Source organism: Legionella sp. JM-2024 (assembly GCF_055389095.1).
Window position 1 is genome coordinate 3434092 of sequence record NZ_AP039388.1, and the last position, 26446, is coordinate 3460537.

Here is a 26446-nt window from a genome sequence, read left to right on the forward strand (position 1 = left end):
AAAATGACTGATCAAGCGATCACTTTCGATGATATCCTACTCGTTCCATCATACAACCATCATGAATCAAGACGAGTCGTTGAAACCAGCAGTACAGACAGGTTAGGAAAACTTACTTTAAATCTTCCTGTAATCAGTTCCAATATGGATACTATTACCGAAAGCAATATGGCTAATTTTATGCACAGTAAAGGAGCCATGGGAGCGTTACACCGTTTTATGACCATAGAAGAAAACATTCAGGAATTTAAAAAATGCAAGGGACATGTCTTTGTATCGGTTGGTTGTACCGAAATTGAACTGCAAAGAGCTGAAGCATTACGGGATGCAGGAGCGGATTTTTTTTGCGTTGATGTCGCTCATGCTCATGCCAAGTACGTGGGCAAAACTTTAAAAAGCTTGCGTCAGCTCTTGGGGAGCCGCTGCATTATGGCTGGAAATGTGGCTACTTATGCAGGAGCAGATTACCTTGCTTCTTGCGGTGCTGATATCATAAAAGCAGGTATTGGAGGAGGTTCGGTGTGCAGTACACGAATTAAAACTGGCTTCGGTGTACCTATGTTGACCTGTATTCAAGATTGCTCACGCGCAGATCGCTCCATCGTTGCCGATGGAGGCATAAAAACATCTGGCGATATCGTCAAAGCGTTAGCCTTCGGCGCGGATTTTGTCATGATAGGCGGCATGTTAGCTGGCTCTGCACCAACTCCTGGAGAAGTCATTCAAAAAGACGACGGCACTAAAGTCAAACGCTATAGAGGCATGGCATCCCGGGAAGCACAAGAAGAATTCCTTGGACAAATGCATGAATGGAAAACTGCTGAAGGCGTTGCAACTGAAGTTCCATTTAAAGAGAATCCTGATGGCATTATTGCCGATATAGTAGGGGGATTACGATCTGGCCTCACCTATGCTGGAGCCGATTCTATCAGTGAACTACAAAGAAAATTAAACTATGTCATTGTCACTCAGGCTGGACGTATAGAAAGTTTGCCGCATAAATTATTGGAAAGATAAATCAATAAATTAGCGCGAGCTGTTTTAATCACGTTGATCCAAACTGGGGTGATGTAACATCTGAGGACGAACCTGAGTCAGATGACTGACCACTTCCACTGCTAACTTTATCATCATAAGCTGAATTACTACCAAGATCAAATTGGCTTGAACTGCTTGAATTTGACTCTGGTGGAGGAGTTAGTAGAGATGAGGTATCGCTGTCATTACCACTGCCGCTACCACTATCTGTTGTCGGGGGTGATGATTGCTGGCTATCGTTGCTGTCCGTCGTTGGCGGTGATGAGCTATCGTTGCTGTCCGTCGTTGGCGGTGATGAGCTATCGTTGCTGTCTGTCGTTGGCGGTGATGAGCTATCGCTGCTGTCTGTCGTTGGCGGTGATGAGCTATCGCTGCTGTCTGTCGTTGGCGGTGATGAGCTATCGCTGCTGTCTGTCGTTGGCGGTGATGAGCTATCGCTGCTGTCTGTCGTTGGCGGTGATGAGCTATCGCTGCTGTCTGTCGTTGGCGGTGATGAGCTATCGCTGCTGTCTGTCGTTGGCGGTGATGAGCTATCGCTGCTGTCTGTCGTTGGCGGTGATGAGCTATCGCTGCTGTCTGTCGTTGGCGGTGATGAGCTATCGTTGCTACTATTAGATTCTGGTGTTGGTGACTCAGGGTTTGATTTAGATTCTTCCGAACCAGCCAGTTTCTTTTTAATGCCTTCAACTGCCTTATCCACCAGAAAACTCGCGCCTTGAGAAATTTTACCTCCGACAAAATAAAATGGCTTATTGACTAAACCTTGCCATTGTTCAACCAATTTCATATACCTTTCAAGCATCTCCATGGCCGGATCTTTTTTCTCATCTTTTTTCTCTTCTTTTTTCTCTTCCTTTTTCTCTCCAGGTTGACCCGCATTAGCTCCGAACTGCTTACCAATGTTGTCAACTAATTTACCCACCCCTTTTTTAGCAAGTCCTCCGATTACACTACCGACTTTACCTAACGTACTTTGTTGAGGGCCAGAAATTGGCTCAACAGGATTTTCAACCTTAGGTTCGTCCTTTTTTTTAGGTTTAGGTGATGGTGTCTGTGATTCAGATTTTGGAGTTTCGGCCATGTTACTTTACCATTATTAATTATATCTAAATTATAGTACCTCATTCAGAATTTGTCCGAGGTTATTACTCAAAATAGATTATCCAGAAATGTAATCTTTATTTATTTTTACTATACTAGGAAATGCAGCCAATTCTGATGATTGTTCAAATAATTTACAAAATTTTTACTAAATCAAAAAACAGCTTCTCATTCTAAATGTTGATAATAATACATTTTCATTTCCCAGTGAGCTAATTACAGTTGGATTATCTTAAGTCAATGAATTGGCAATATTTTAGAAGAAGATTGGATATTATGAACGAATTGATTTCCATTGCTCCCTTATCCAAAATTATATGGTGCTTATACTAAAATTGACCTTATAATTAATTATAGACTGATTAATAATTACATTTTTAATATTTGATAATATGCCGTTCTCTTTCAAATGTTGCCGGCCTAATATCAAGTAAACTATTCTATCAATAATAAGCAGTATGAAAAGACAAACAGGGACTCTATGAAAGTAGATGATTTTCGTTATATACGACGAGGGAAACACCTCAGTGAATTGACTGTGGAAGAAGCTGATCTTCTTGCTCCAATAAATCAACACGGCACTGGCAAGGATCGTGCATTGTTAGTATTACATGGTTTTTCTTCCTCACCAGCGGTGTATCGATATCTAATACCTAATTTAAAAAACTATGATGCCATCCTCTGCCCTGTACTGGCTGGACATGCAGAAAGCATAGAAGCCTTTTCTAAATCTAATGCCACAGATTGGTTTCTATCAGCAAAAAATGCCTGTGAAGCGCTGGTTAATCAATATCAAAAAGTTGATATTTTAGGATTATCGCTGGGTGGGTTATTGGCTTGTAAATTAAGCCAATCCTTTGCAATTAATCACCTTTTTCTCTTGGCTCCTGCTTTAAGGTTACACTTGCGAATAAATGCTATGCTGAAATTAGCCCAAATCCTTAAATGCCTTGGGTTTCGTCAACTCCGTAATGCTGCAGGAAACCTTATTACCAATGAGCGTGCTGAAATAGCTTATAGAAAACTTCCCATTTCTGCGATAATTGAAATGCTTACCTTAGCCCAGCAATATGAATGGGTTCCCCCGACCTGTCCAGCGGATCTTTTTCTTGGAACCCACGATCAAGTCGTTGCCTCTCAGCAAGTAGAACATTTGTTTTGCAATTTACCTAATGTAAGAATACATTGGTTGAAAAATTCCGCACATGTATTGCCTTTGGATAATGATCTAAACGAAATTATTGATTGTATTAATCGAAGTAGGTAAACAGGAGGTATCTCTAAACTATGAGAAGTACACAATTCTTCGTAACTGCCATAACAGTATATTGAATAAAAAAACAATTTGATGTATTTTACCCGCTCATTTTGTTCTTTGGAAGTTAATTGTGTTCTTATTTACTAACTCCTCATTAAAAAATAATAGCTTAACTATATCCAAAATTACTTTTTTTGCTATCGGAATAGCTTCGTTATTAATCATTGAAAATTATAATGCTGAAGATTCAAATGAAGATATATCGCCATCTTTTCTTAGTGACTTTGTAGAGGGTACTCTTGACTATCCGTTGTCAACAAACGAAGAGGAATTTGAAGTAAATATTGGGATACCATTTCAAGTGTAATAGTGCCATGCTAAATAATGTGAGTTCGATATCAAAAAATGATGCTATTTTTTGATATCGAACTAGACTATATTGGAGTGGATCCCGTATCAATGCTATGCATCCCCGCTTTCGCTGGGGACAAACTTTACGGGATAACATAGAATAAAAGGTATTTCCCTGCCTTTTATATTGAACTCACATTAAATAAAAATTAGGGAAATTGCTTATTATACCGATCAAAATCTTTCAAATCAGATTGGTTCCAACCACGCATATCCAACACAGAACCATTGAATGCCATGAAATCAGCGCGAGTTTTTGATAAATTGTAATAATAAATATCACTAGCATCCGTCGCAAGACTGCTTTGATGATTGACTGCAGAAATTTCAGCTACTGATTTATCATGCGTCCTCACAAAGCTACGTTGAGCCCGTAAATATTTCCCTTGAAACTGAGCAAAACCCCATAGTTCAACATCGAGTCTGTTAACAATTCCTGCCAGCTGGATTTTTTCTGACTTTTTGGCTCTAATAGTTAAATGATCACTCTTTACCCAATACAAACTTAATGTACCCTTCCCATCCATATCAAGTGTCCTGAGGTTCACAAAACCAGATATTAGTACCTTTGGATCTCCTTTTAAAACAATTTGCAAATTCCTGCTTGACACCCCATTGATTTGGGTTACCCCACTACCAACCGCTACTAGTTTTTGTAACCCAATAGTGCCAGCCAGCTTAGTGGTACCTGCATTTGCCAAGTGCAAATCCAAATAGCTGGTGTGCAAATTGTTTCCAGTAACAAACCCTGCCCCTTCATAACGAAAACGATTTAGGAATTTGGTTTTAATATCCACATTAACAACACCGTAATCCGGATACCCCTGGCCCAAAGACACATACAATGTATTTTGTTTTACTATTGTTCGTACTTGAACCAAGTCTCTGGGATCACCTCTTAATATAACTTCAGGTTTATTATATCCAGTATGCAAATTAACATTCAGTCGTCCTTGCACTACAATTTGGTTGAACGATGACACTTGCCGATATTGTTTTGTGCCAGTACTTGATTTTGGAGACTGGACCTGGGGTGTTTTGGGGTTATGATGAGCGCAACTTGTCAATACAATGATTAGTAAAATTAATAAGTAGCACCGCTTTAGCATAATCTTCATTCCTATATCAATAATCTCTCTACATTAGAGGAAGTTTTAGTAATGTGCAAGGCAGTATCCCGTAAGGAAATTATGCAATATTATAGGACTTACACAAAACCCCAATCTCTTCGTTAAAAAATGTTTTTAATTCACTCAGTTAATTTATCTAAACTCCCTTATTAAAAACATTTTTTCCTCGACCTTAGAGTTTTGTGTAAGTCCTATATTGTTTAGAGCGTGTCGTCACGAGATTGTTTGAAGCGAAAATTGAGTTAATTTCGAGCAAGTTTCAGTTTGCCCGAGAAGAATAGCCAGCCCTATTTGACGAGAGTAAATTTTTGATCAAATTAGCCTCAATTTGCAGCCAAACAATCTCGTGACGACACGCTCTAAGGGAACCCCTTATAAAATTTCTGCATCCTAAACTTCAATTTCTATATCCACTTTTCTTTACTGAAATCAGAGATGATTACATTGCTATTACAATAATCATGATGTTGCGAATCAGTAGCTTTATTAATTAAAGACTCTATAGGTTCTTTAAATGGTATTAGAGCTGGTAATTGAACATAAATATCCACTAAAATACCATTTTTGCAACTTAAAGTAATTTTACCCGCGTTATTTTCTCCGAAAGATCTTGTAATTAATTCACGCAGAGTTACCAGTTTTACTGTATCGCCACGATGCAATGTTAGATATTTGCCAAACTCTGTTTCATTAACTTCTGTCGTTAAACGCATAGCCAGACTAAAATAATCATCTGTACTTAAAGTCTGACAACTTCCGTGTTTGTTCCATTCATGACGCTCTAAACAACTGCCATAATGATAACTTGGCATAAATTTTTTTAAATTCTGAGCAACGTCTTCAGAAAAATCCAGCGGAAGATAGTCACAATGACTTTTCCGAGGACTTACCCCACAATAACCATAATTATATCCGCAGGCATCCTGGTTAGGCCATAAACCATGTAAGATCAAATGATCGGCTTGATAAGCTGTTTTGGTCAACTTAATACATTCTGGTTTGCCTACCTCATAACCATAGGTTTCACAAAAACCTGGTTGTGAACTCAAGGCCAATACATAAGCATCAGCCATACCAGGAGAGAGATCGCACCGTTGTCTAGGATGCTCGGTATACTCAATTACTCCACAATTAACATTCACCCAACGCAGGTTATGCTCATGTTCTGAAAATTGTATGCGCAACCAATCTGGCGCGCTTTTATTAATTTCCTTTAATTGATATTGCTGATTTGGTTGAACCATTAAGTTATCAGGGTTTGACTTACGATTCTTAGAAAGATAAGCAGGGCATAATTTTGTAGCTTCGAAAGTACCGCTGACAGGAATTGAGGCATTAAGACTTAAAGAACAGAAAAGCAAAAGCAGGGTGATTAATTTTATCATAAATACATCCTGACTATTGTTTGGTATGTCCATTATACTCAAGTATCATATGAATTCCAGCAATTATTTTTACATTGAATTGATTTATAAGGATTTTTTAATGCTTTAACATCTTTCTCAAAGGAGTACTATGATATAGAGATAAGAAAGGAGAAAGTACATGACCCGAAAAGACCCTATAGATATTAAATCTGAAGGAGACAAGGCATTGGAAAAAGGGGATCTGCCACTTGCCTTAAAATTTTATGATGACGCATTGGCGGTAAATCCACAATTCTCCGGGGCTTATTATCAAAAGGGAACTGCCCTATTACGAATGGGTAAAGCGATACAAGCTGCGAGCATGTACTGGCAAGCTTATTTATTCAGTCAATTCAGAACGGATATGGGCTTAATGACAGCAAAAACTCTAGCCCATGCCAATTATTCTTTTTCAGCCTGCAAACTTTTCGAGACATTTAAAATAGAAGAAATGGATGGTGAAAGCCTCGCTTATTACATCTATGCCCTGCGACAACAAGGAAGAGTTAAAGAAGCTTACGCCTTATTCCCACGTGTACGTAAAATCAATATACCTAAAACCTGCTGGGCAAGAGCTATTATTTTGCTTGATCTGAATAAAATCGATGAAGCACGCTTATTACTAGAACCACTTGAAGAGACGGATAAAGATGGACACATCACCACCTTGCTTCATGCCGTGTATATGGCTCTAAATGATAAAAAAGCAATGAAGACCCTTTTGGACAGGGCAATTAAACGAATACCTAATAATGACTATTTTTGTTGCCAACGTATTGCAATTGATATTCTCGACGGTTCAAATAAAACACCCATAGAGACTTATCAATCCTTCAAACGATTTGATCTTTTGGATGCTGCTGCTTATCTTCATAAGAACGCTGATAAAAATATGTTGCATAGCGGTACAACTTATCAAACATTTGATTTATTAGCGCCTCATATTTCATCACAAGGATTGATACTTGAGTTTGGAGTAAGATTCGGCTATACCATTTCACATATCGCAGAGATCTTCCCAAAACGTAAAATTTTCGGATTTGATAGTTTTCAAGGTCTGCCTGAAGATTGGCACCATGAAAAAGCTGGCTCATACTCCACATATGGCCAAATTCCATCAGTAGCAAGCAATGTTACTCTGGTAGCCGGATGGTTTAAGGATACTTTGCCTGATTTTAAAAAAAATTATAAAGATCCCATAGCTTTTATTAACATTGATTGCGATCTGTATTCATCCACTAAATTAGTTTTCAACGAATTAAACAAACAGATTGTTCCTGGCACCATTATAGTGTTTGACGAATATATCGGTAATATCAGTTGGCGTCAGGATGAATTCAAAGCCTTTCAAGAATGGGTAAAAGAAAATAAAGTAAAATATCGTTATCTTACTGCTAGCTTTTATACCAAGCAGGTATCGGTGCAAATTCTCAATAAAAAAGGATTTCAATGAATGAAAACATCCATGCCATTCATTTGCATTATAAAAACCACCTTCCTTTTTGCTGCCTTTTAGCAAACAATAAAAGGAAGGCAATTCCAGTAAATATAGGATTAGATAACAGTTACTTCTTCTGCTTGTAAACCTTTAGCACCTTTAGTAACAAGAAATTCCACCCGTTGACCTTCTAGCAAAGTTTTGCGACCAGAGGTGCTAACAATAGAACGGAAGTGTACAAATACATCATCTTGACCATTATCACGACTAATGAAGCCATAACCTTTATCATCATTAAACCACTTAACGTGGCCAGTTTCTTTCACAGACATTTCAAATTCCAAATTAAATTAAACAAACACTTGTCCAAAGCGTCCAGAGAAAAAATACTGTGTAATCATCGAGAGAAATTCGCTACCAAGATTTATATAAGGAAGGATTTTAATGAAAAACAAGATTTTAACCAAAAATGCTCATAGAACAAGTAAATGTAATTATAATACACTAATCTACAAATAGCGAGTATTATGTACAATATTTTCTATAAATGAACCACTTTTATATTCCACTTAGGGTTGCTTAGAGTGATTACCCACTTCCTTAGAACAATGCATTGAGGCTAATGGCGACTTAGGATGTGAACTAAAAAATTGCCACGCCCTATGCATATTTTTCCAGCTAAAATCCTCTTCATAGCTATTAGTCGGAGCATAACGTTCTGTCATGGCATCAGTTGCCTTATTTGCAACACAGGCAACGTCCTCAAAGCTTCCCAAAGCATAAGATCCAAGATACATAGTATTAGTATGATTTTGTTCCTTATCAAGTTGCAATCGCAAATCCCAGGGAAGAGTTGACATATAATCTTCCCAAATTTTATCTTCTACAACAGTCACTTCAGTTACGCCTGAAATCGCTTCCACTTCTTTTTTTATCAGGTCATGATCAAACTTAAATTCATTACTATTAGGTGGTAAATTCACATAAACTGTGCATAAACGCCCATCTTCAGGATTATCCCTATTATCCCTTGTTGTAATAAGCGCCAGATGTCCAAAACCTGATTCTTCCAGTGCTTTGGGGAAAAAATATTGTTTTGGAGGCAATCCCTTTATTTTATAAACGGCAACAGGATATCGATAGTACTCCAAATTTTCTACGCAATTTTTTTCAACTTCTGTTAAATCCAAGCCCAGGGAAGTCCAGTTTTTTGGTGAAGTAGCTAAAACCAATGTATCTGCTGTTTCAGTTCGCTCGAGTCCATTCTGAACATAAGTGACACTCACTTTATCAGCATCTCTTTTAACCTGAGTGATTTTGGCGCTTAAACGAACATCAAATTGCTCTGCAATCTTCTCCATCAAAAGCTGAAAACCACCATGTATCGCTAATAGAGAAGGTCTGTTAAGCAGGTTATCGGCCAAAAGAATATCAGGAATAGTGACCTTACCCATGTATTCAAGAATACTATAAGTAGGGCAATGAGTTAATGCGCCATAACCAAATCCCGGTACAAAAGGCTTCAAAAAAAGAGGTAAATACTGCATATTGTTTAGCTCACAATACTCAGAGAAAGGAAGTAATAATTTCTCGGGAAGTGATTTTTTACTTTGTTTTTTTGCCTTATAAATATCGTAATCATTGTTAAAAGCCCATAGTTCTTTAGCGAGCGCTTTTCCCATACTTATTTTTTCCAAGGCAGACGCATTATTAAACAGATGTTTGATTTCTATCGTTTCTGAATCTGTTGGCATCACTTTTTCAAATTTAATACTATGATCTGCCAGTGCATCAAGGACAACACCATAATTGGGGGCAACCAATGCAGCTCCCCATTCAGTTTTTAACATAGGACCAGAAGGATCGGAATAGGTATGACATTTACCACCCACTACGGATTCACGTTCGAGGAATAGGCACTCTACCTTTTTATTTTGTAATTTTGCTATTTCCTTGAGTTTGCGCGCAGCAAATAATCCACTGGGACCCGCACCGATAAAAATTACTTTGGATGGTAGTTTCATTGAAAGCCTCATTTGTAAAATCCATTCACAACTTACTCTTCACCATGCGAGAGACAATCTTTAGTTGCATAGAACTTTGCCTGCAATTGCCAAAATGATAATAAAGAGTAACCATTCATACCTTTAATGTATGAAGCTAAGGTAAACTTACCATATGGATTGATGAATTAAAACTAATTAACGTGAATTCGATATAAAAGGCAAGGAGATATCTTCTATATCGCTAAACGAACTTATCCCGTAAAGCTTGTCCCCAGCAAAAACGGGGATGCGTAGCATTGATAAGGGATCCACTTCAAACCAGTTTGGTTCGATATCAAAAAAATCAGAGCTTTTGAACAGATACAGGAGCAGTAATATTCGGCAACATAGACTGCAATTCGTTAGCTAACTCTAGTAACAGCAAATCACTCCCTCTTGCAGCACCCATTTGAATTGAAATGGGCAGATGTTCATCGAACAGGACTGGTAAAGTCATGGCCGGTAGTCCTCCTTGATTAAACAAAGAAGTAAAAGGTGAAAACTCTATATTCTTTTGTAGATAACTATTGAATTCCTCGTCCGTTCGTAATTGCCCGATTAATAATGGTAATTGGGCCAAAGCGGGAGTTAATATAACATCTGTTTTTTCAAACAACTCATACAACGGTCTCAGTAATTGATACAGTTTGTTCTTGGCTGTAATTAGCTCATAAGACCTAACCGTTTTACCTCTATAATAAAATTCCCATGTTATGGATTCAAGTTCATCAATCTGCGGTTTTCTACCAATAATTTGCTCTTGTGCTTTTACCATTGCATAAGTATTTGCTGCAATCAAAGTGAGTGCACAAGACCCAATAGACGACAAATCTAATGGCAAACGTATTTTATTTAATTTATGACCTGCATTTTTTAAGATCACTTTAATTTTCTTCACAGCATCCAGACATTCTGTTGCGACTGGAACATTAGCAAAGGCACCTTCCAATTCAGTTATAATTAATTGTTTTTTCTTTTTAGGCAAAGCTTGTAGCTGTGCTGGATTTATTAGACTCCTAAATAATGCGATAGAATCTCTAATTGAATGAGTTAGCAGAAAATTGGTAGCCATCCCGGACCATAACTCCTCGACCCATGGCCCTGATGGAATTAAACCTGTTGTCGGTTTAAATCCAAACAAGCCACAGCAAGACGCGGGAATACGAATCGACCCACCCCCATCGCTCGCTGTGGCTATGGGGGCTATGCCTGCCACTATTGCAGCTGCGGAGCCACCTGAAGAGCCTCCAGCCGTTCTGGTAATATCAAAAGGGTTTCGGCATGGTCCAAATAAGGTGGATTCTGTTACATAGGAAAGACCTAGTTCCGGAGTGTTTGTTTTAGCAAAAGGAACGAATCCTAATGCAATCAATTTGTTAACTAAGTCGCTATTAGTTTGAGGGAAATTATTAGCAAAAAAACTTGAACCTTCAGTCAATCTGACACCTTTTAAGGCATGCCCTAAATCCTTAACTAATAAAGGCACCCCATAATAAGGCTCATTACCTTTCATTTCGGCAAGACATTGGTGCGCAAATTCAAAACAGTCAGTAACTATGGCATTTAATACAGGATTTACTTCATATAAGCGTGTTTGCGCACATTCCAGTACTTCTTCAGCATTCACTTGCTGACTTTTAATAAGCTTAGCCAGCTCATGCACATCATATCGAATGTATTCATCGACGAACATGCCAAACTCCTTAATCGTCAGCTAATCTTTAAAAGGAGCTCATTCCTTTTAGTACTAAAAAAGTAGAGTTTACCTACGTAATCTGTATTACTACCGAATTATGACATTTTGTTTAAACTGCCCTGCCCACAACAGTAACTAAAGATATTAAGAGAATTGCAAGAACAATTAGTAACACAACCATATGATTGATGTGTTAATTATAGCAAAGGAATAGTAAACAAAAGTTATCCTTTAAGAATACAAATTTATTCCTAAAATGGATTAATTGGGGGTAAGTTATTATTTTTTCTTTTTTTCCCTGATTGATTCCGTTTTACTGCATAAATGGCTCGAAGCAATTCATCCCCGCGCCACAAAGTTTTTTCCTGACTTCGATACAATACTTGAGATAGCAAATGTAATTGTTTCTTTAAATGCGCATCCCTTACCAATTGCGTTAAATCGGTTAAGTTCAGTAAAGGCGCATCAGGCCATTGTAACGAAGCCCATTTTAAGACAGCATCCCGAGCTTTTTTAGGATTACACTCGTTACAGGCTTTATTTAATGCATTCAAAGCCCTTTTATATTCCCTTTTGCTGATGGTATATCTTGATTGCTTTTGCCATACCCATAAGCCTAAAGTGATGAGCCAGGCCAAAGCAAAAATAATAGCTAATGCCAAAGCCCAACCTCCTGATGTATTGGTGTTTAATCCAGAGTCTGAAACAGGTTGTTTCGTTTGCATCTCTTTATCAACACGTTGAGAATCATCCGTTGTACTTGTTTTCGCCGTGGTTGAAGGAGTAATCTCTAGACTTCTTGGGGGTAAAACAGCTACTTCATCTTTACTTGTTTCAGTATTAAACCAAAGAAGACGTAATTCTGGTATCGTTGTTTTACCTGCTTTGTTAAATAAATAAGTGACCTTAATTTCAACACTGCCAACTAGCACACCATTTTTAACCTGATTGCGTTCAGCACCTTTCTCGGGATAGACACTAAAGGAACTTGTTTCTTGAAATGTAAGTGAGGGTAATAGCTGGGCAGGAATGGCCACGCCTTCCAGAGTAACAATGCGAGTCAAAGTGCTCCCTTGGCTAATAGTCTGATTATTATTCTCATATTGCTCTGACAATTTAACTTGTTTAGCAGGCAACCATAATTTACCTTGATATTGTTTGGGCATTGGTTTAACTGATAAGTTAATTGTTTTGCTCTTAGCTTGAATCCGCTGAGGATTATAATCATAAACAAGGGCATTAAAAGTTGGTGAAATGATCTTCAAATTCCCACTTTTTTGAGGGTAAATAGCGTAGTTTTGTTCTTCTACAACATAAGTTATGTTGTTTTGTACTTCATGATAACGCTTTGCATCACCTAATGGGATCAACAACGCATCATCCACTTTAGGACCTTGATATTCAGCATCTAATAAACGCTTACTATTATACAATTTCACTGTATAGATAATTTGTTGGTTAACATAAGGTTTCTTTTCATCAACACCAGCAATCAGGAAGACATCTTGTTCTTGAATAGAGTTATCTGGAAAAGTTTGAGTTTTAGTGCTTTCCTGAACATTGATAGTAATCGGGGAACTTTGCTCCAAACCAATTTTTATCGGAGGAATAGTAAAAATTCCAGGCTTTAATGCTCTTAACAGAACTATCCATTGACTTTGTGATTGGGCTTGGCCATTAATAATGGAATAGTTGACATGCCTTTCTGTACCTAAAATGACAAAATCCTTTTGTAATTCGGTTAGATCAGGGACACCTCCGGATTGTTGATCTTCCTGGGTAATGGATAATTTAAAAGTTTCTCCCATTGTTACCTGAGAAGGGTCGAGCTGAACTTGTATTTCGGCAAATGTTAATGATGAAAATAAACTCAATAAAAACCATATTATTAATTTTTTCATTGATACCACCCACGTTCTCTACGTAAATGATCGCGTAAAAATTTTTCTCTCAATAATCCGCCTGGATCATCCGGTATTAAACGCAACCATTGCTCCTTTGCCAATTGTTTTTCTTGATTAGCTTCGGATTGGTTTTCTCCCTCTTGCTGATCATTCTTGTTATCTTGATCCTGTTTATTCGTATTCGCTTTATTAGGTTGCTTCTCTTCATTTTGTTGATCTTTGTTCTGCTGATCTTTGTTCTGTTGATCTTTGTTCTGTTGATCTTTGTTCTGTTGATCTTTGTTCTGTTGATCTTTGTTCTGCTGATCTTTGTTCTGCTGATCTTTGTTCTGTTGATCTTTGTTCTGTTGATCTTTGTTCTGTTGATCTTTGTTCTGTTGATCTTTGTTCTGTTGATCTTTGTTCTGTTGATCTTTGCTCTGTTGATCTTTGTTCTGTTGATCTTTGTTCTGTTGATCTTTGTTCTGCTGATCTTTGTTCTGCTGATCTTTGTTCTGTTGTTCCTGGTCTTTCTTTTTATCTTTATCTTTCTTTAACAATTCACTAATCAGTTTTCGATTGTAAACAGCATCTTGATTACTTGGATCCAATGCCAAAGCGTTATCGTAGGCTTGTATCGCTTCCTCGTATTTTCCCAAATGTGCCAAGGCATTTCCTTGATTATAATAGCCTTGTTCTGTTTTAAGAGCTTTGAATAATTTCGCAGCACGTTCATAATCGCCTGCTCTGTATGCAGCACTAGCAGCCCAATCACTTCTCTCAAAAGTATCTTTAGCCTTTGCAAACTGTCCCTTTTCCATCAAATGTTGTGCTTGTTGATCAGGAGTAAACCATAAATCAGACCAACTAAATGCTTTTCCTTCAATTGAAATGAAAGAAACTAACAAAAAGGTTAAAGTTCGCAGTATCATACTATCACCTTTTGCATCCAACCACGCTGAAACACAGGTAATAATAAAAACAATGCAGGGATTAAAAACCAACGACCTTCATCGCGCCAAAGTGGGATGTCATCATTTTTATTAAGGGCAAATTTCTCCTTACTTTTAGAGGCATTCAACCATCCTTCCAAATCGCTTGAATCAGGTGAATACACTAACAATTGCCCTTCACCCGAGTCAGCAAAACGTTGAAATAAGGGATTCAAATTTTTATCTGCTCTAATTGGCATGATTGAAGAAAAGATGCCTGATTCAGCTAGTTTTTTTGCTTTTTCAATAGATTCTGAAGAAGGTGTTTCAGCGGTTAGGACTAAAATTTGTCCATGATCATAGCCTGCTTGATTAAGCAATCGGCTTGCTTCTTCCAGCGCATTATCTAAATTATAACCTCCGACTGGCATAATATCAGGTGTTAGTGAAGACAATAAGGACGATATCGTTTGGCCATCATCTGTTAAAGGGGACACAACAAAAGACTCACCCGTAAAAACAACTAAACCAAATTGCCCTACATCTTTTCGGGTAAATAAGTCATGTAGTTTAAATTTGGCGCGACTAAGACGATTTGGTGATAAATCGCCAAGCAGCATTTTATCGGACAGATCCAATAGTAAAACTCTTGGTTGAATAGGTTTATATGTAGCTTGGGGTAGTTTATGCCAAGTTGGGCCAGAAATACTTAAAATCATAAATAAAATACTAAAGAATAGACAGGACAAGGAAATCATGCGTTTACCCTGACCTTTACGCTGCAACAAATGATCAAGAAGATAGCGATCGCACACTTCTTCCCAAGCATGTAATTTTGGTGTTTGGTGCCAATAAACTATTGCTAAGGTAATTAAAGGTACTATCATTAATAACCACAAGGGTCTCAAAAAATGAAATTCGGTCATCATGACTTAAGCACCTCTCTACCTTGTAAAAAAGATCTTAAGTACATCAATAAATCAGCTCTGGCAATCAACCAGGAAAAACATAAAAATAAAGCAAAAGCGACAACCCAGGGATAGTATTCTTTTTGAGGTCGAACAGTCGCCTGTTCTTGTTTCACCGTTTCTAATTGATTAATGGTTTGGTAAATAGTTTGTAAAGACTCAGGATCAGTGGCTCTAAAGTAACGCCCTCCAGTCATTTTGGCCATTTTTTGTAACGTCGGCTCATCCAATTCTGCAGAAAGGTTAGGAGCAAAAAAATCACTGGTCAGTGCTCTTGGATCGGTTTCAGAACCTAAGCCTATTGTATAAACTTTAATTCCATCTTGCTTGGCCAATTCGGCTGCCTTTAAAGGGGCTAATACACCAGAATTATTCGCTCCATCAGTCAGCAAAATAATAACCCGGCCTTTGGAAGGTACATCCTGTAACCGTTTAACAGCCAAACCAACCGCGTCGCCAATAGAAGTAGTTTTGCCAGCAAGGCCAGCAGTAGCATCTTCAATTCTCATTAACACACTATGTCGGTCATAAGTTAACGGAGTTTGCAGATAAGCTCGTGTACCGAACAGTATCAGCCCAATTCTGTCTCCAACCCGGTCTTCTACAAATTGTTCCGCTGCTCTCTTGACCACCATCAAACGACTCACCGGTCGACCATGTAATAACATATCAGTAATTTCCATACTTCCCGATAGGTCTAACACCATCATGATATTGTATCCTTCCCGTTCCACAGGTTTGGGTTCGCCAACCCAGCGAGGACCAGATAAGGCAATTACAAGCAGTAGCCAAACTAATGTGGGAATTAACAACAATGACTTGGCTGAGATGAATCGCTTCTCGTGTTCGACAATATTTAGCATTGCCTCAAAAAAAGGGATTTTCAATGCGGTCGGCAATTTTACCTTAGCTCTTGGTAATAAATACCAAAGAAATAGAGGAATAGGAATAAGCAACAAGGCCCATGGAGTTGCTAATTCGAACATGGTACACCTCTTTGTTTAATCCATTTTTCTGCACGAGTAATCAAAGGATTCAAATTCAAAGTTTCTGAGGTTTTAAACGGTGAATCTAATAACATGGACTTAACTGGTTTAAAATCAACCCCTTTGCAGGTTTGATTTAAAAATTCAAGCCATGCTTCCCCGTGCATACTGGCCACTTCTGCTCTTGGATAATAGACCAAAGCGACTCGTTTCAGTAATTCAGAAATTCGGGCACTAGCTAATTGAGTGTTTTTATCTTTGTCATATTGTTCTTTGTAGATTTTTAATAAACCTAATGCCTGTTTTTTAGGTAATGCATGAACATGCTTTTTATAGAGAAAATAAGCAAATCCTATCATTAACACTACTACAAGAACCATTAAACCATACCAACCTGGCGCAAGAGGCCACCAACCGATAGACTCGGGGAGGTGAATATCTCGTAATTGAGCCAATGGTTCTGTTTTAGCCACGAACCCTCCTGGGAAATGTCAAACGTACTAATTGAGTTAGATTAGTATCAGCGGTCACCTGTACATACTGAATCTGCAAACGTTTCAATTGATCATTTAATTGGTCTACCCTCTGCTGACAATAAAGCTGATAAGCTGTATTAACCGTTTCTAGACTCGTGTCTAATATGATTTCTTGCTTACCATTGCTAATGGCATATTGTTGGGGCTTTGGTGGCATCAGTTCAATTCTGTCACAAATATGATATGCCAACAGGTCATTATGCCCCCTCAAACGGCTTAAATGTTTCTCGCATTCCGTATCCATAGAATAAAAATCACTGATTAGCACTAGTATACTGCCAGGTCGAATCACACGACGTAATCTCATTAATGCATCACTTAGCATACGTGGCTTTTCTTCGCGTTGAGTTTCTGTTTGTGCAGTATATCGACTTAAGGAAGCCAACAAGGGAAGCACACCAGACTCTCTTCCCCGAGGAATAAATTCACTATGTTCAGTAGCGGAAAAAAAGAATCCCCCCACTCTATCGCCTTGCTTTATTACAGTCCAGGCCAAAAGAGAGGCCAAGCGTGCTGCAACAACTGACTTGAATGCCACCCTGGTACCAAAAAGCATGGAAGGATTGAAATCCACAAGGATAACAACTGGCCTTTCTCGTTCCTCCTGGTAAATTTTAACATGTGGCCTTCCGGTACGGGCTGTAACCCGCCATTCCATGTGACGAATTTCATCACCAGCCTGATAATTTCTTACTTCCGCAAAATCCATCCCTCGTCCACGAAATTTAGAAATATGATTTCCAGAACGTAGTGCCCTCCCTTCCGGTTTATAATGAACGGAATGAACATTACGTCTCAGATCAATTAATTCACTTAATTCTGCGACAACACCATTAGTCATAAAAACCTCTAGGGGATAGCGACCAAGCGTAATAAAGTATCTATAAAATCGTCACTGGTAATTCCTTCAGCTTCTGCTTCAAAGCTTAACAATACTCTATGACGTAATACGTCGTGAGCAATGACATGTATATCATCCGGAGTCACATAATCCCGACCTGCAAGCCATGCATGTGCTTTAGAACATCTATCCAAGGCAATAGTTGCCCGCGGGCTTGCGCCAAAACGTAACCATCGACCGAGCTCTTCGCTGTATACCCCAGGATTACGGGTAGCAACGACTAATTGCACCAGATAATTCTCAAGAGCTTCACTAGTATGTACTTTAAGTACTTGTTTACGAGCTGCAAATAAAGTTTTTTGTGATAGTTGAGGAGCTTTTGTTTGGCTTTCTGTTGAATTACCTAAAGCTTCTTTCCGTGCCAAAGTTAAAATATCATGCTCCACTTTCGCTTCAGGGTAACTAATCTTCACATACATTAAAAATCTGTCCAATTGAGCCTCTGGCAAAGGATAAGTTCCTTCTTGTTCAATAGGATTTTGAGTCGCCATCACTAAAAATAATTCTGGTAAAGGATAAGTTTTACCACCAATGGTGACTTGTCTTTCTGCCATCGCTTCAAGTAATGCTGATTGCACCTTAGCAGGGGCACGGTTAATTTCGTCTGCCAGGATCAGATGATGAAATATAGGTCCTGGTTGAAAGACAAAAGAACCATTTTGAGGGTGATAAACATCCGTACCGGTCAAATCACCAGGTAATAAATCAGGTGTAAATTGAATACGATGGAAATCGCCTTCGACAACGTCTGACAACTCTTTAACAGCTCTGGTTTTAGCTAATCCAGGGGCGCCTTCAACTAATAAGTGACCATCAGCAAGCAAAGCGATTAACAAGCGGGAAATCAAATCTTTTTGACCTAAAATACGCGAATTGAGGTGACGACTTAACTGTAGTACTTGTTGTTGCACATTATCCACGACTTTATCGTCCAGTTGCTCCATTACAATTACCCTTTAGAAAAAATATTATCCTAACTTGAATCAGTCAGGATGCCAAGTAGGACGGGCTTTGTTTTTATTAAAATCACTCATTTTGTTTGTATAATTTACACAAAGGAGGTGTAAAAACAGAATACACAAGGTATAGGAAAACTATATAAATACACTGATCGCTAAAGAAACACCACCCAATATTGTTTATTAGACTTCTTTCGAAACTCGCTGCAGCGAGTTTCGAAAGAGATCTACTCTTGGTAATCGCTTTGAAGCTCCAAAGGCATCAACAATTGCACCCTCTCATACAAAGAAATAATTTCCTCACAAAAAACATGCAATTGCTGCTGGTTCTCCCAAAGATCGTAATCAATGCCTTTATTGAACACCTGCTGCCTTGATAAAGTTTTTAAAAGAAAAATATCATTGCTGGATAAACCAAGATGACTATTTAATTCAACTAATTCCATAAGGTTTTTATATTCTTTGATTGGTCTATGATCATGTAAACAATAGGCTTTAAAAGTCAGCTGAAACGCCACATACATTAACGAAGTAATGGGGGATAAAACGTCAATAGCCTCTCCACCTCTATATATTCCGTTGGAAATTTGCTGCAACATATAATCCGCTGTATAAGCATGTTGCGTTGCAATGCTAAGTAGTTCCAAAGGAGACAAATACCTTCTGTCCATATGTAAAGCTCTCCCTTTTTTTTGGTTCTTCATGGTTAATCATGTTAAAATAAAAGGCGATTATATCTTTTAATTCTAATGATGCACACCTTTATTAATAGCCCTCTGCAAATCGGCTCCTTAACACTTCCTCATCGACTGATTCAAGGTCCTTTAGCAGGATATAGCTGCGCCCCTTTCAGAGAGCTATTTTACCTCTATACCCCACCAGCCTATTGTGTTTCAGAAATGAGCTCTGCTGTTGACATTCTCCACAAACACACAGCTCAATCCCGATATCTTTATAGATCACCTATAGAAAAATATCTTGCTTACCAAATATCAGGAAATGATCCTCATACGCTTTCAGATGCAGCCGTTAAATTACAATCATTAGGTGCTGATATAATTGATATCAATTGTGGTTGCCCCAAAACCAAAATTCGAAAAAAAGGAGCTGGTAGTGCTTTATTGGAAGATCCAAAAAAATTGATCGATATTATCTCCAGGGTACGTGCAGCCATCAATATCCCCCTTACAGTTAAAATTCGTATTCAAAATAATGAAAAAGATGTAATCCTGGCAAAGCAAATAGAAGAGGCTGGTGCTGATGCGCTCATAGTTCATGGCAGGCGATGGACAGACGATTATGATATTCCGTGTAATTGGCATCATATTGCAAATATCAAGAAATGCATCAACATCCCTGTCATTGTAAATGGAGACATCAACAATGAGTCCAATTTAAAAAATGCCTTAGAAGCGAGTAAATGCGATGGTTTTATGATTTCACGCGCAGGAACAGGTAAGCCCTGGCTTTATCAAGATCTATTGCAACAACAAACTGCTCATGTTTCTTTTTACGAGAGATTAAAATTATTCTTAATACATCTGGAAGGTTTATCTCACCTTGAAAACAAGCATAAAGCCGTATTGCAAAGTAAATCCCTGGTTCGCTATTACTTCAACAAACAACTTGATGAACAACAATTACAACAGTTTTATCAACTCGATTCACTAATAGATATTAAAGAATTTTTAGCTATGTCCTCACATACCCCTTTGTATTATTAGTACAAAGTAGTATGGGAATTAACCTCCACAATTTCTGAACTACTTAGTTCATGTTTAATTGCTTTGGCATCCATTCTGGCTTTTGTAATATCTCCCTTAAAAACACAGGAAATGTCTTCTGCAAATCTCAGATCATTAATTGATAAGGTCAGAGCATGTTTTGCATCCTTATAATTCTCATAAACAATTCTAGTTTTCGCAGCTTTTATTTTATTTGCAGCTGAAGAAAGCTTATGTCGGCATATTACCTTGTTCTGATCAGACTCTAGCTCCTTTAATTCTTCACTAAGAATTTGACATCTTTGAATTAATTGCTCCTTATCAAAAGCATTGGAGTTGGCAATTAAACAGTACAAAGACAGAAACAAAAATCCTATAAATGAAATGCATTTTGACATAATAATTTCCCTATACAATAAGTTGATTATTTGAAATTCAATCCAGTATACAACTCTAATTTGTCAAACTTCGACCAACTGAACTCTACATAGAAATTTAGGGTTTTAGGACAAGAATCTCCTTGGATTATGACACCATATAATCCAAGGATTGCAAGTTTCTTTAATGGAAATTACAGCTCTTTTTTGATCGCTTTGGCTTCCATTTTGGCTTTAGTAATCCCGGATTTGAACGCACAAGATACATCTTCAGCAAACTTCAGATCCTCAATTGAAGTGGACAAATAATGTTGTGCATCCTTATAATTATCATAAATAATTTTAACTCGTGCGAATTCTATTTTATTTGCAGCTGATCCAAGCTTACGTTGACATAATGCCTTGTATTGATGAGACTCCAGCTCTTTCAATTCTTCATTAAGAATTTGACATCTTTGAATTAACTGATTTTTATCAAAAAACCGGGAATTCGCATTGAAAGAAAATAAAAACAGAAAAAAAGAGCTAATTAATAAAACCCATCGTGCCATAATGATATCCCTATACAATAAGCTGACTATTTGAAATAAAATCCAGTATACAACTCTAACTTATCAAACTTCTACCCCCATCTACTTTCAATATCTGGCCAGTAATAAATGCGTTTTCAGCCAAGGCAAGAACAGCCTGAGCAATAAACTCAGGACTACCATGACTTTTCAACGGAGTTTTTTCAATAATTTTTTGCTGTGCTTCTTTGCTTAAGCTATTTTCATCCTCAGGCCAAGCGATTGCCCCAGGCGCGACCGCATTGACCCTGACTTCTGGTGCAAATTCACGAGCCAGAGATTTGGTTTGCATCTCCAATGCGGCTTTAGTTTGGCAATATACTGAATAGCCTTTAAGTGGTTTATCGGCATGAATATCAGTGAGATTGATAATAGCTCCCCTATATTGGGTTAATAAAGGACGAGCTGCAAGACTTAACAGGAAGGGAGTATGAACATTCACTGTAAAAAGATATTGCCAGTCGGCCTCATTTACAAATTGACCATCAGTTCGCTTAAAAACAGAAGCATTATTTACCAATAAATCCAAACGGCCTGCCCAATGATTTATTTTTGATATGATTTCGTCTGCTGCGTTATGTTCCGTAAACTCTTTTTGTAAAACAATAGCACTATCAAGACGTTGCTCATTCAAATGTTTGGCAAGATCATCCGATTCTTGTAAGGCTGACCGACAATGGATAACAACCCGATATCCCGAGGTATGCAGTTTTTTAATAATTGCTGCGCCAATGCGTCTGGCTCCTCCGGTAACTAAAGCGACTTTTGCTGCTTGTGTGTTTGACTGATTCAAGGTATGTTCCCCAGTTTACATCGAACTCACGTTAGTTTAAGCGATTATGAATTTAAAACAAACAATACTAAACCAGTTAAAATCGCAAAAGGAAATGCCTTTTATAGATTTTATGCAGTTGGCGCTTTATGCCCCGAACGAAGGATACTATAGCTCTGGATTACAAAAATTAGGAAAATACGGTGATTTTATTACTGCCCCGGAATTAACCTCTTTGTTTGGCAAAACCCTCGCTAACCAATGTCAGCAGATCCTATCCTTGCTGGAATCACCCGTCTTATTTGAATTTGGAGCAGGAACAGGAAAGCTCTGCATTGATATATTATTGCATCTGGAACAACTGAATTGTTTACCAGAATCTTATTTGATACTGGAAGTCAGTGGTAATTTACGTCAGCGCCAACAAGAACTTATTTTGCAAAAAATCCCACAATTGGCAGGCTTGGTTCATTGGCTTGATAAATGGCCTGAGACCCCTTTTAATGGAGTGATGTTGGCTAATGAAGTACTGGATGCCATGCCAGTTTATCGTTTTATGCAATCTGAAACAGAAATCCTGGAAAGCTTTGTTACTCTGGATAAGCAAGATCAATTAACTGAAATATTTAAACCAACAAGCAATCAACGCCTATTAAACTATATCAAAAATAATTTACCCCCTCTTCAACCACCTTATCTTACAGAAGCGAACTTGTTTCTTGATGATTGGATTTTGAATTGCAGCAACATAATAAATAGAGGGGCTTTGTTCATCATCGATTATGGTTTTCCTCGCCACGAATATTATCACGCAGACCGAAATCAAGGCACATTGATGTGCCATTACCAGCATCACTCTCATCCTAACCCCTTAGTTAATCCAGGAGAACAAGATATCACTGCTCATGTTGATTTTACTCATGTGGCCGAAGCAGCATACCAGGCTGGTTTTCATATCGCGGGTTATACTAACCAAGCCTCTTTTTTGCTAGCCAACGGTTTGCTAAGCTTAATAAATATTCCAGATAACGAGCAGGAGCAATTCGAAGCGAAACAAGCGATTAAACAATTAACTCAACCCAACGAAATGGGAGAGTTATTTAAGGTCATCGCGCTCACCAAAGATCTGGAAATTGATTTAAATGGTTTTCTAATCAATGATAAACGAGTGAATTTATAATTATGAAAAAATACCTGACTACTGTGGAATTACAAAAAGAATCCATGAAATTTTCTGCCGGACATACTACTATATTTTCCGCAACGGAAAGAGAGCCTTTACATGGCCATATGTATTCAGTTTATTTAGCACTGACCACCTGGGTAGAAGAAAATGGCATGACGTTCGATTATCGCTATTATAAAGAACGAATCCATAAGCTATGCCGTTACTTAAACCAGACTTTTCTTATGCCCCAATTCTCTCCTTTTTTAGAGTATGCAGAGGATGAAGAATATTATTATTTCACATTCAACAAGAAAAAAATCCCATTTCTTAAAGAAGATGTGACTTTAATGCCATTAACCAATATTACAGTAGAAGAGTTATCACGTTGGTTTGTTAATGAACTTATTAAAGAAAAGGATGAATTAGATAAGCATCGCATTGAAAAAGTAGTAGTGAAAGTGTTTTCTGCACCAGGACAGTCAGCAAGTCATGAATGGCTTAAAAGTAAATGAAAGACATTTATCAAATTTGTATCCCCCATACTAATAAAGATTATTTTGACTACGAAGTTCTTGACATAGTACCACATATAGGTGGGAGAGTATGGGTGCCCTTTCGCAATCAAACCCGACTGGGCATAGTAATAAATACAGTGCAAAGAAAACAGGAAAACTATTCTTTAAAACAAATTATCTCAATAATAGATGAGCAACCATTAATTTCCAAAGATCTGTTAGAGCTCTGTAGATGGGTGGGCAGTTACTATCAATCTCCTTTATCTGAAGTAATACCTTTGGTAATACCCAAAAAGTATCGTTTAGGATTACCTTGTTTATTACCTGCCAACGATTACTATCAATTGGCCATATCTGCCGAAGAAGCTAAAATATTAATCCCGGCAAGGGCAAAGAAACAACATGAATTGATTGATTTTTTGAGTCAACAAAAAGAAGCCGTCTCAAAGCATGCTTTAAAACAACATGGTTATAACACAACACAAATAAGTGCATTGCTCACTGCTCAGGTAATTACCCAATCAAAACAAACTGCCCTGCCACAAAAAGTCACAAATAAAGTAACACCCCCTTTGACACTTAATCCAGAACAAACTATTGCTGTCACTACTATTTTGGAGCACCTTCATCATTATCAATGCTTTTTGCTTCAGGGTGTTACTGGAAGCGGCAAAACAGAGGTTTATCTGCAAGTCATTACCAAAGTATTAGAGGAGGGAAAACAGGTATTGATACTGGTTCCTGAAATAGGATTAACCCCACAACTTTTATCGCGTTTTACCGCCCGATTTAATCATCCCATAGCAGTATTACACTCCAATCTAAATGAATCCGAAAGACAAGTAGCCTGGCAACTGGCAAAAGAAAGTAAAGTGAGCATGGTTATTGGAACCCGATCGGCCATTTTCACCCCTATGCCTGATTTGGGACTAATTGTAATAGATGAAGAGCATGACAATTCGTTAAAGCAAATGGAAGGAGTGCGATACTCTGCTCGAGATACAGCCCTAATGCGTGCTCATCTTGCCAACATTCCTATCATTCTGGGCTCAGCCACTCCAAGCCTGGAAACCATTCATAATTGTAAACAGAAGAAATACTCTTTATTACGCTTAACGCATAAAGCGTTATCCTCCAGGCCATTACATTTTCAACTTATTGATTTACGTTCTCAAGTATTGCAACATGGATTAGCCTCACCAACACTTAAAATCATAGAAGACCATTTACTACAAGAGAATCAGGTGTTGGTTTTTATTAACAGACGGGGATTTGCACCAGTATTACTTTGCCATCAATGTGGATGGATGGTGGATTGCAAAGCATGCGATAGTCATTTGACACTACATAAACAGACTGGACAAATGATTTGTCATCATTGTGGATTAACTCAAAGAATACCAATGGTTTGTAATAGCTGCCATAGCAATGAATTAATACCCGTGGGGAGCGGCACTCAGCGAATTTATGAGTTTTTAAGCAATCATTTTCCAGATAAGAACATTTTGCGAATTGACCGGGATGAAGTCCGTAAAAAAAACTCTCTCAGTAACCATCTGGATAAAATTAATAAGGGGGAAGCTCAACTTATTATAGGAACTCAAATGTTAGCCAAAGGCCATCATTTTCCTCGCTTATCCCTCGTAGTAGTTGTTGATGCAGATGCTGGTTTCTATAACCAGGATTTCAGGGCTATTGAACATTTAGGCCAATTGTTAACACAAGTATCAGGGAGAGCAGGGAGGGCAGAATATCCCGGACAAGTACTAATTCAAACTCATTTACCGGATCATCCTATGCTTAATTTGCTTATTCAACAAGGGTATGATGAGTTTGCAAAAGCCTTATTAATTACAAGACAAGATGCTGAATTACCTCCGTTTCAATTTTTAGCAATGATAAGGGCGCAAGGTAAAGCCCTTAACAAAGTGACTCAATTCTTAAAAGCGACCAAAGATCAAATTCAGATTCCTCCTCTTACTGTACTAGGACCTGCCCCTGCCCCTCTACCTAGAAAAGCAAACCAACATCGCATGCAATTATTAGTTAAATCTCCGTCAAGAAAAGCTCTTAAAACTTCATTGACGCAATTAAGAGAGTGGTTAACAATGAATAAACTAAGTAATGGCATTCGCTGGAATGTTGATGTCGATCCTATGGACTTATCATGACTGAAATAAAAAAAATGATACATCAAAAAACTTTTGACATTGCCTGGGGTGATATGGATGCATTAGGACATGTCAACAATGCACGTTATTTTGACTATTTTCAAGAAGCCAGGATCGACTGGCTTAGAGAACTTGATATCAAAATGACAGGTAAAACTGGCCCTGTTGTCATTCATGTTGCTTGTACTTTCTTAAAGCCAGTTGTTTATCCTGCCACAGTTACCATACGCAGTAATTTACATAGTCTTGGCAATTCCAGCATGATTATGGATCACGATTTGTATCAAGAAGAAGTACTTATGGCACAAGGTGTTAGTAAAATAGTTTGGGTTGATTATACTCAAAATAAATCAGTGCCATTGCCCGATATTATAAGAAATTTAGCATAGGCTAATTTGGAACCCGCTTCCTTACGGTTGCGGCTCGGATTATAAGTAAAACTGAGCAGAGACCATAAGGAAG

The 26446-nt window shown here is 38.0% G+C and carries 26 protein-coding genes; 9 read left to right on the forward strand and 17 right to left on the reverse strand.

Annotated elements, in window-relative coordinates; genetic code table 11:
• Positions 1-3: 3 nt before the first annotated feature.
• Entirely contained in the window at positions 4-1017 is a 1014-nt protein-coding gene (locus tag ACZ5EK_RS15000; protein WP_464430502.1) for a guanosine monophosphate reductase, read from the forward strand.
• A 28-nt stretch (positions 1018-1045) separates the two neighbouring features.
• Here ACZ5EK_RS15000 and ACZ5EK_RS15005 read toward each other — a convergent pair whose 3' ends face one another.
• Entirely contained in the window at positions 1046-2119 is a 1074-nt protein-coding gene (locus ACZ5EK_RS15005) for a hypothetical protein (protein ID WP_464430503.1), read from the reverse strand.
• A 501-nt stretch (positions 2120-2620) separates the two neighbouring features.
• On the opposite strand from ACZ5EK_RS15005, the gene ACZ5EK_RS15010 reads away from it, so the two are divergent.
• Both ACZ5EK_RS15010 and ACZ5EK_RS15015 read left to right on the forward strand, forming a co-directional pair.
• Positions 2621-3406 carry an alpha/beta hydrolase gene (locus ACZ5EK_RS15010; protein WP_464425633.1) on the forward strand — a complete coding sequence of 262 codons (786 nt, stop codon included), beginning with the start codon at positions 2621-2623 and terminating at the stop codon, positions 3404-3406.
• A gap of 121 nt (positions 3407-3527) precedes the next feature.
• Positions 3528-3764: a hypothetical protein gene (locus ACZ5EK_RS15015; protein ID WP_464430504.1), complete on the forward strand. Its 237-nt coding sequence runs from the start codon at positions 3528-3530 to the stop codon at positions 3762-3764.
• 193 nt (positions 3765-3957) lie between these two features.
• On the opposite strand, the gene ACZ5EK_RS15020 is transcribed toward ACZ5EK_RS15015, so the two are convergent.
• Both ACZ5EK_RS15020 and ACZ5EK_RS15025 read right to left on the reverse strand, forming a co-directional pair.
• Positions 3958-4917 (reverse strand): GIN domain-containing protein, encoded by a 960-nt coding sequence (locus ACZ5EK_RS15020; RefSeq protein ID WP_464430505.1) that lies wholly within the window; start codon positions 4915-4917, stop codon positions 3958-3960.
• 425 nt (positions 4918-5342) lie between these two features.
• A complete protein-coding gene (locus ACZ5EK_RS15025; RefSeq protein WP_464430508.1) occupies positions 5343-6323 on the reverse strand; it encodes a ribonuclease T2 family protein in 981 nt (326 codons plus the stop codon).
• A 160-nt stretch (positions 6324-6483) separates the two neighbouring features.
• Between ACZ5EK_RS15025 and ACZ5EK_RS15030 the strand changes: the two genes are divergently transcribed.
• Positions 6484-7797: a class I SAM-dependent methyltransferase gene (locus ACZ5EK_RS15030; RefSeq protein WP_464430509.1), complete on the forward strand. Its 1314-nt coding sequence runs from the start codon at positions 6484-6486 to the stop codon at positions 7795-7797.
• A 101-nt stretch (positions 7798-7898) separates the two neighbouring features.
• Here the strand turns inward: ACZ5EK_RS15030 and ACZ5EK_RS15035 are convergent, their stop codons facing one another.
• From ACZ5EK_RS15035 to ACZ5EK_RS15085, 11 genes are all read right to left on the reverse strand, one after another.
• On the reverse strand, positions 7899-8114 hold the full coding sequence (locus tag ACZ5EK_RS15035; RefSeq protein ID WP_464425640.1) for a cold-shock protein: 216 nt from the start codon (positions 8112-8114) through the stop codon (positions 7899-7901).
• A gap of 237 nt (positions 8115-8351) precedes the next feature.
• On the reverse strand, positions 8352-9806 hold the full coding sequence (locus tag ACZ5EK_RS15040) for an FAD-dependent oxidoreductase (protein WP_464430510.1): 1455 nt from the start codon (positions 9804-9806) through the stop codon (positions 8352-8354).
• Between the two features lie 325 nt (positions 9807-10131).
• A complete protein-coding gene (locus tag ACZ5EK_RS15045) occupies positions 10132-11520 on the reverse strand; it encodes an amidase (protein ID WP_464430511.1) in 1389 nt (462 codons plus the stop codon).
• Positions 11521-11774: 254 nt separating this feature from the next.
• Complete coding sequence (locus tag ACZ5EK_RS15050; RefSeq protein ID WP_464430512.1) at positions 11775-13424, reverse strand: BatD family protein; 1650 nt, start codon at positions 13422-13424, stop codon at positions 11775-11777.
• Entirely contained in the window at positions 13421-14338 is a 918-nt protein-coding gene (locus tag ACZ5EK_RS15055) for a tetratricopeptide repeat protein (protein ID WP_464430513.1), read from the reverse strand. The genes ACZ5EK_RS15050 and ACZ5EK_RS15055 overlap by 4 nt, the downstream gene beginning before the upstream one ends.
• The gene (locus ACZ5EK_RS15060; protein WP_464430514.1) at positions 14335-15267 is read right to left on the reverse strand and encodes a vWA domain-containing protein; all 933 of its coding nucleotides are present in this window, start codon (positions 15265-15267) and stop codon (positions 14335-14337) included. Before ACZ5EK_RS15060 ends, ACZ5EK_RS15055 begins: the two co-directional genes overlap by 4 nt.
• Positions 15264-16292: a vWA domain-containing protein gene (locus tag ACZ5EK_RS15065; protein ID WP_464430515.1), complete on the reverse strand. Its 1029-nt coding sequence runs from the start codon at positions 16290-16292 to the stop codon at positions 15264-15266. The genes ACZ5EK_RS15060 and ACZ5EK_RS15065 overlap by 4 nt, the downstream gene beginning before the upstream one ends.
• Entirely contained in the window at positions 16280-16765 is a 486-nt protein-coding gene (locus tag ACZ5EK_RS15070; RefSeq protein WP_464430516.1) for a DUF4381 domain-containing protein, read from the reverse strand. Before ACZ5EK_RS15070 ends, ACZ5EK_RS15065 begins: the two co-directional genes overlap by 13 nt.
• A complete protein-coding gene (locus ACZ5EK_RS15075; protein WP_464430517.1) occupies positions 16758-17669 on the reverse strand; it encodes a DUF58 domain-containing protein in 912 nt (303 codons plus the stop codon). The genes ACZ5EK_RS15070 and ACZ5EK_RS15075 overlap by 8 nt, the downstream gene beginning before the upstream one ends.
• Before the next feature lie 8 nt (positions 17670-17677).
• Positions 17678-18673, reverse strand: a complete 996-nt coding sequence (locus tag ACZ5EK_RS15080; protein ID WP_464425655.1) for an AAA family ATPase — start codon at positions 18671-18673, stop codon at positions 17678-17680.
• Between the two features lie 242 nt (positions 18674-18915).
• The gene (locus ACZ5EK_RS15085) at positions 18916-19359 is read right to left on the reverse strand and encodes a hypothetical protein (RefSeq protein ID WP_464432511.1); all 444 of its coding nucleotides are present in this window, start codon (positions 19357-19359) and stop codon (positions 18916-18918) included.
• Positions 19360-19440: 81 nt separating this feature from the next.
• Between ACZ5EK_RS15085 and ACZ5EK_RS15090 the strand changes: the two genes are divergently transcribed.
• The gene (locus tag ACZ5EK_RS15090) at positions 19441-20412 is read left to right on the forward strand and encodes a tRNA dihydrouridine synthase (protein WP_464432512.1); all 972 of its coding nucleotides are present in this window, start codon (positions 19441-19443) and stop codon (positions 20410-20412) included.
• On the opposite strand, the gene ACZ5EK_RS15095 is transcribed toward ACZ5EK_RS15090, so the two are convergent.
• The 3 genes from ACZ5EK_RS15095 to ACZ5EK_RS15105 all read right to left on the reverse strand — a co-directional run bounded on the left by ACZ5EK_RS15095 (position 20409) and on the right by ACZ5EK_RS15105 (position 22151).
• Complete coding sequence (locus ACZ5EK_RS15095; RefSeq protein WP_464430519.1) at positions 20409-20810, reverse strand: hypothetical protein; 402 nt, start codon at positions 20808-20810, stop codon at positions 20409-20411. The genes ACZ5EK_RS15090 and ACZ5EK_RS15095 overlap by 4 nt on opposite strands.
• Before the next feature lie 173 nt (positions 20811-20983).
• Entirely contained in the window at positions 20984-21340 is a 357-nt protein-coding gene (locus ACZ5EK_RS15100; RefSeq protein ID WP_464430520.1) for a hypothetical protein, read from the reverse strand.
• Positions 21341-21395: 55 nt separating this feature from the next.
• Positions 21396-22151: a pteridine reductase gene (locus tag ACZ5EK_RS15105; protein WP_464430521.1), complete on the reverse strand. Its 756-nt coding sequence runs from the start codon at positions 22149-22151 to the stop codon at positions 21396-21398.
• A 46-nt stretch (positions 22152-22197) separates the two neighbouring features.
• On the opposite strand from ACZ5EK_RS15105, the gene ACZ5EK_RS15110 reads away from it, so the two are divergent.
• Genes ACZ5EK_RS15110 through ACZ5EK_RS15125 form a run of 4 tightly spaced genes read left to right on the forward strand, consistent with a single transcriptional unit; the run spans position 22198 to position 26373 of the window.
• Entirely contained in the window at positions 22198-23310 is a 1113-nt protein-coding gene (locus ACZ5EK_RS15110; protein WP_464430522.1) for a class I SAM-dependent methyltransferase, read from the forward strand.
• Between the two features lie 2 nt (positions 23311-23312).
• Positions 23313-23810 (forward strand): 6-pyruvoyl trahydropterin synthase family protein, encoded by a 498-nt coding sequence (locus ACZ5EK_RS15115; protein WP_464430523.1) that lies wholly within the window; start codon positions 23313-23315, stop codon positions 23808-23810.
• The gene (locus tag ACZ5EK_RS15120) at positions 23807-25984 is read left to right on the forward strand and encodes a primosomal protein N' (protein WP_464430524.1); all 2178 of its coding nucleotides are present in this window, start codon (positions 23807-23809) and stop codon (positions 25982-25984) included. The genes ACZ5EK_RS15115 and ACZ5EK_RS15120 overlap by 4 nt, the downstream gene beginning before the upstream one ends.
• Positions 25981-26373 carry an acyl-CoA thioesterase gene (locus ACZ5EK_RS15125; protein WP_464430525.1) on the forward strand — a complete coding sequence of 131 codons (393 nt, stop codon included), beginning with the start codon at positions 25981-25983 and terminating at the stop codon, positions 26371-26373. The genes ACZ5EK_RS15120 and ACZ5EK_RS15125 overlap by 4 nt, the downstream gene beginning before the upstream one ends.
• Positions 26374-26446: the final 73 nt, after the last annotated feature.